4 protein-coding genes are annotated in these 6038 nt (G+C 51.6%); all 4 read right to left on the bottom strand.

Annotation, left to right across the window (positions count from 1 at the left end; genetic code table 11):
• Positions 1-688 precede the first annotated feature (688 nt).
• Positions 689-2149 (bottom strand): AI-2E family transporter, encoded by a 1461-nt coding sequence (locus Q0256_RS08595; RefSeq protein WP_297962233.1) that lies wholly within the window; start codon positions 2147-2149, stop codon positions 689-691.
• Between the two features lie 339 nt (positions 2150-2488).
• Positions 2489-3505, bottom strand: coding sequence for a Holliday junction branch migration DNA helicase RuvB (gene ruvB, locus Q0256_RS08590; RefSeq protein ID WP_297962230.1), 1017 nt, complete (start codon positions 3503-3505; stop codon positions 2489-2491).
• Positions 3506-4294: 789 nt separating this feature from the next.
• Entirely contained in the window at positions 4295-4975 is a 681-nt protein-coding gene (locus Q0256_RS08585) for a hypothetical protein (protein WP_297962228.1), read from the bottom strand.
• 393 nt (positions 4976-5368) lie between these two features.
• Positions 5369-6038, bottom strand: a 670-nt coding sequence (gene panB, locus Q0256_RS08580) for a 3-methyl-2-oxobutanoate hydroxymethyltransferase (protein WP_297962226.1), incomplete at its 5' end; no start/stop codon positions are given.

Genomic DNA, 6038 nt, shown 5'->3' with positions numbered 1-6038 from the left:
TTGAAATTTTTTCTAACTCATCTTTACCGCTTCTAGCCTATTTTTGTATCTCTAGCCCGACGCCGCTTTTGCGCTCCTAGCCGACTTTTATGCTTTTGATCCACCGCCTTGCGTTTAGCCATAAATTTAAATCTACAATTAGACTCTATGACGATACGGAATTTTAAAAGCGACGGACGGATTAAATTTATGAAATTTATGTGCAAGACGATGCTTTGCGCCGCATAAAAAAACATGCCGTACCAAAATCAGACGTCGCGACGCCCGTCTGCTTGAGGTGCCGCTATAAAATACGGCTACCGGGGCGGCCGACCGCCGGCAGAAACTACTTCCGCGCGCAGCTTGAGATGCGCCGCAGTAAAACATCGAGCTTAGCTCCGCCGCCGTCAAATACGCTAAATTTATCGCGCGCATTTACTCCCTGGTATTGCAGCCCTTCGCTCCGCCATAGACTTGCGGCGCGCAGAGGATTTTTAAATTTCAAAACAAGCATAAATTTTAAAATTTTATAGCACAGGCGCCTAAAGAGCGCGAGCGACAGCCGAAATTAAAATTTGCCTTTAAATTTAAAGTATTTGGGCCTACGTAAGGGCGCGAGCGGGTAAAAAGCAGCAAGGGCGTGCTGGGCATTGCGCTTTTACGGGCGGGCGACATTTTCATAAATTTAAAAGCGCTGATCGCGCGTGCCCTACTCGAATTCTATCTTTTTTAGATAATCGTATAAATTTAGCACCGCGATAAATAGCGTTAAAATCGCGGGCCCCAAGATCACGCCCCAGAACCCGAACGTGCTGATGCCCGAAAGCATCGAGAAGAAGATCAGCATCTCGTTGATGTTTGCGGGGTTTTCGACCAGGCGCGAGTTGATAAATTTTATCACGAGCGGCTTTACGAAGCTGTCCGCGAGCGTCGAGATCAGTATCACGCAATACGCCATTATCACGATCGCGCCCGAGGTGCTGCCCCCCGCTAGCACATATAGCGCGGTGGGCACGTAGATGAGTGCACCGCCGACTGCGGGGATGAGCGAGCAGAAGGCGAAAAGCACCCCCATCAGCAGCGCGTCAAAGCCGAAGATCCCCGCGATGATCGAAAACAAAAAGCCCTGCAATACGGCGTTGAAGATGGTCGAGTAAAACACGACGCTCATCGTATTTGCCGTCTCGGAAAAGATATAATCGATCTGCGCGGGCTCGACGGGTAGAATTTTTTTAAAAAAGCGCTTGAAGCTCTCGCCGTAGAGGTATGCAAAAAAGCAAAACACGACGATAAGCACCATATCGACGATAAATTTTGCGCTGGATTTCCCGACGACTGAGAGGTAGGAGATGATCTGCTTCGCCACGCCCGCGACGTCTAGGTTTGTTAAAAACGAACGAAACTGCGTATTAAATTTTTCAAAAGGCCCAGGCAGCTTGATGTCTAGGCTCTGAACGTAGCTAAGCGCGTCGTTTAGGCGCGCCATATCGAAGCTCGCGGCGTTTTTGGCGATCTCGATCACTGCGTAGATGAAGGGCACGAAAAAAAGCGCGCAGAGCAAAAACAGGCTAAGCACTGAGGCTAGCGTGCGTCTGCCGCGACACAGCTTCGTTACTTTGGCGTGCAGACCAGAGGTCGCCACCGCCATCAGCACGCCGATTACGATCACCATCAAAAACGGCAAGAACAGATAGATCACGCAGCAAAACATCAGCAAGGTTGCGCCGATAAAAAATATTTTGTTCGTTTTCGCGCGCCCGCTAGCCTTGGCAAGACCTGCTTTCATACCCGCAGCGGCTCCCGAAGCGGCAGCGGCGCCTAGCGCGGAAGCATTAGCCGAGAAGGTCTCGTTGGCTTCGGCAGCGTCGTTAAGCGCGGCTGCACCAGCAGATGAGGCCTTGTCGGTTTTGACCCGGTTTTTGCTTTGATTTTCGGCGGCGGTTTTAGTCCTGCCTTCCGCGGCATCTAACGCAGCCGCGTCCGCTTTATCGGCGCCGATTTTAGCTCTTTTTTCGGCGGCGGCTTCGATTTTGCCCTCAGCGTTATTTACAGTCTGATTTTCGGTGAAATTTTGCGCCTCGATTTTGGCGTTATTCTCGGCGTTGTTTTGGGCTATCTTTTCAGCCAGATTTTCGTTGCGGCTTGCGGCGTTGTCTTTTGGCGTCGGCAAATTTTATCCTTTTGAAATTTGATGAGCTATTTTATAAATTTTTTTATCAGATTTCGATTAAATTTTGAAATTTCATAAAATTTGCGAGCGGCGTTCCCGCGCATACGGTGCACGACGGCGGGTATGTTTATTGGAATTTCGAAATAAAATTTAAAAGACTAAAGGCGGCGAGCTAGCGACAAAGTGTACATCCAAGCACCCGCCTAGCAAATAACCCTCGGGCGAGGCGTGGCACACACATTACGAGTTGGCAGCCGCAAAACCTGTTTAAATGGAAAGCGGCCGATAAAATAATATTTAAGACGCCCGTCGAGCCCGATCAAATTTTAAACCCGCAGATCACTCCTCAAACAGATTTCTCTCCGCGGTCTTTAGCACGCGACCGAGCGCCTCGCGCGCCTTATCGGTTGCGATGCGGCCTTTGGCGGTCTTTTCGATGTAGCCGTTGGCGAGCAGATAGGGCTCGATGACGTCCTCGATCGTGCCCTCATCCTCGCTAAGCGCCGCCGCGATCGTGCTAAGCCCCAAGGCACGGCGCTTGGCGTCAAATAAAATCTCCAAATATTTTATATCCATCTCGTCAAAGCCCTGCTCGTCCACGCCCAGCGCCTCGAGCCCTTCGCGCGCGCGATCGTGCGAGATAGCGCCCTCGTCGCGCACCTCGGCAAAATCGCGTATGCGGCGCAGCAGCCTTAGCGCAATACGCGGAGTGCCGCGGGAGCGGCGCGCGATCTCGGCGCTGGCGTCGCTTGCACTCTCCTTGCCTAGTTTAACCGAAGCGATCTGCACTATCCGCGCAAGCTCGGCGTGCGTGTAAAACTGCAAGCGAAACTGCATGCCGAAGCGATCCCGCAGCGGCGCCGAGATCATGCCTGCGCGCGTCGTGGCGCCGATGAGCGTAAAGTGCGGAATGTCGATCTTGATGGTCTGCGCGGCGGGACCCGAGCCGATGATGATGTCGAGGCGGAAGTCCTCCATCGCCGAATACAGCACCTCCTCGATCGCGGGGCTTAGGCGGTGGATCTCGTCGATGAAAAGCACGTCGCCGCTTTGCAGGTTTGTTAGAATCGCCGCCAGATCGCCCGCCTTTTCGATCATCGGCGCGGCGGTGACCTTGATGGCGGCGCCCATCTGAGCGGCGATGATATGCGCCAGCGTGGTTTTGCCGAGCCCCGGCGGCCCGTAGAAAAGCACGTGATCGAGCACGTCGGCGCGCTTTTTCGCCGCGGCGATCGCGATAGCGAGGTTTGATTTGATCTTCTCCTGCCCCACGTAATCCTCGAAGCTCGACGGGCGCAGCGAGCTCTCCACGCTCTCATCGAGCTGCATCTTTTCGATCTCTACAATTCTGTCCATAATCTCTCTTTAATCGTTTTTAAAATTTTAGCAAGTGTAGCGAAAAATGGCTAAATTTTGACAATTTTAAAGGGGCGGATCTTTGCGAGCGCAATAAAATTTGCCGCGCGGAATTTTACGGTAAGCGCTTAGGGCTAGGGCTAAAAAGCAGAGCGCCCGTCGCGAAAGACTGCGGAATTTTAGCGCGACGTTTTAAGACTACGCTCATGCCGCTACGCCCGCTATGCCTTGGTGTGGAATTTTATTGCGGCGGCTCCCAAACAGCGCGTGGGTCGCTAACTGTGTTAAATTTTATGGCGCGGAATTTAGCGCGTAGAATTAAGGGGCGAAATTTGGCTGTTTGAAAAATACGCGCAGAATTTTAAGACGTGAAATTTTGGCGCTGGAATTTTAAGATATTAAATTCGGCGCCTGGAATTTTGCAGCGAAATTTTGCCTCGTAGAATTTTGATGCGGATTTTGTTTTTGCGACAGCGAGAGTTTAAATTCTGCGCTTCCAGCTCCGCGGCGCGCAGCAGGCTAAAATTCCGTCTCGCGTAGTCGGTTAAAATTTACAAGAAATTCTGCGTGGAATTTTATGCAAAATCTACCTTGCGCACTTGCGCGGCTAGGTAAAATTTCGCGCGCAATTTCGTTTTTCAAGACGACTTAGAATTTAGCGCGGATTATAAAATTTACCGCTAAGCTTAACGCGGGCTCGCACAATTAAATTTAGCCTCGTCACCTCACGACGCCTTATCGATCGCGCCACAAATTAAGGCGCCAAATTTTTCTTGCGCGAGCCTAGTTCTACAAATCGTGCTTTTCGATCAAAACGCTCTTATTATCGTCGTCACCACTACAGAACGCTCTATATGAGCCGGACGTTGTGTTTTCGAATAAAAACACTACGCCGTCGCTTTGAAATTTTTTCGAGCAGCCCTTGGCGTGCAGCTTGGCGAGCTTCGGGCTGTCCGGGGCATAAAACTGATAGCTATCGGTGAAGTGCTCCACGTATCGGTAGGTGATCTCTGCCCAAGGCACCCCGCTATCGCTGCTTCTATTTAGCACGATAGTTCTAGCGTTTATCGCCGCGAGCTTTGATTTTAGCTCTACGAACGTCTTTTTGTCCCAGCCGATGAGCTTTAACCCCTCGCCAATACCCGGCGCACTATCTTTGAAAATAGAATTTGAGTAAAATTTCGTCTTATTACCGTCCAAATCGATCCAAATATACTCATCGCCATAAGTGCTTTGGATCGTAACACGCAAATTTTTGGGAAAATTGCGATCCGCAAATGCTAGCAGGTCTAGAAATTTCTCGCGATTTTGCTCGTAGTTTTGCATCGGCGGGGCTTTATCTAGCTCCATCGCATCGTGATCGACGAAAAAGAATTTAAAATACAAAACTATCGCCAAAATCGGCAGCACCTTTACGCAAAAGAACAAGCCCAGAGCCACGGCTATAAAGGTTTTTAAAGCTTTAGCCAAATTTTCTCCTTAAATTTTATGAGCCGTTTAGGCCTGATGGCTGGTTTATGTTTGAGCTCTACGGCTGCATGCGTAAAATTTAGCGCTCGCAGCGTATTTTAGAGCTAGGGGCGCGAGAGCGTTCATGAAAAGCGCTCGCGCATTGCGCTCAGCGACAGAAATAGCACCCGCTTGCAGAAGCGCGCAAACTCTCGCACGGCGCCGCCCGTATAAAATACCGCGTAGAGTATCTGCCCACCAAAGCGCTTGCAATCTACTCGCGCCAAATAAATTTCAAGCGGCGCGAGCTGTTTGCATAGCCTGCGACGCGAAAACGAAGCGTTAATTTAAGACAAGCGTAGTTTTATTGCCAGAATTTCGGCGCGTAAATTTTAAAATTTAGCCCAAATCCCGCTATTGCTTATATTCAAACTCCTCGCTCGGGAAGCTCTCCTCCTTGACTTCGCGCGCGTATTCGCGCACCGCGCCTTTTACCAGCTCGGCGCCGTCTAGATAGCGCTTAACGAATTTCGGCCGAAACTCCGTGAAAAATCCGCACATATCGCTCCACACGAGCACCTGCCCGTCTATGCCCGCGCCGGCGCCGATGCCGATGACGGGCACGTCGGTGCCGAGCGCTACTTGATTTGCGACCGAGCAGATCGTCCCCTCGACCAGCAGCAGCACCGCGCCCGCCTCGGTAAGCACTCTGGCGTCGCTTAAGACCTCGCGCGCGCCCTCCTCACCGCGCCCGCTTACTTTGTAGCCGCCCGTAAAGCGCGAAAACTGCGGCTTTAGCCCGATGTGGCTCATCACGGCGATACCGTTTCGATTAAGCAGCGCCACGGTATCTGCCATATGCGCGCCGCCTTCGATCTTAACGGCGTCGCAGCCGGTGCTCTCATAGACTTTGGCGCAATTTTGCAGCGCAAGCTCTGGCGTCGCGCACGAGCAAAACGGCATATCTACGACCATATACGCCCGCTTTAGCCCCCGTCTTACGGCGCGCGCGTGATAGATCATCTGCTCTACGCTTGCGCCCAGGGTCTCGGAGCGCCCGCCAAAGCTCATATTTAGGCTGTCG

Origin of the sequence: uncultured Campylobacter sp. (assembly GCF_937949835.1) — a bacterium.
In the GTDB taxonomy this organism is placed as follows: Bacteria; Campylobacterota; Campylobacteria; order Campylobacterales; family Campylobacteraceae; genus Campylobacter_B.
The sequence above is the reverse complement of the archived record's forward strand: the minus strand, read 5'-3'. Positions and strand labels throughout refer to the sequence as shown.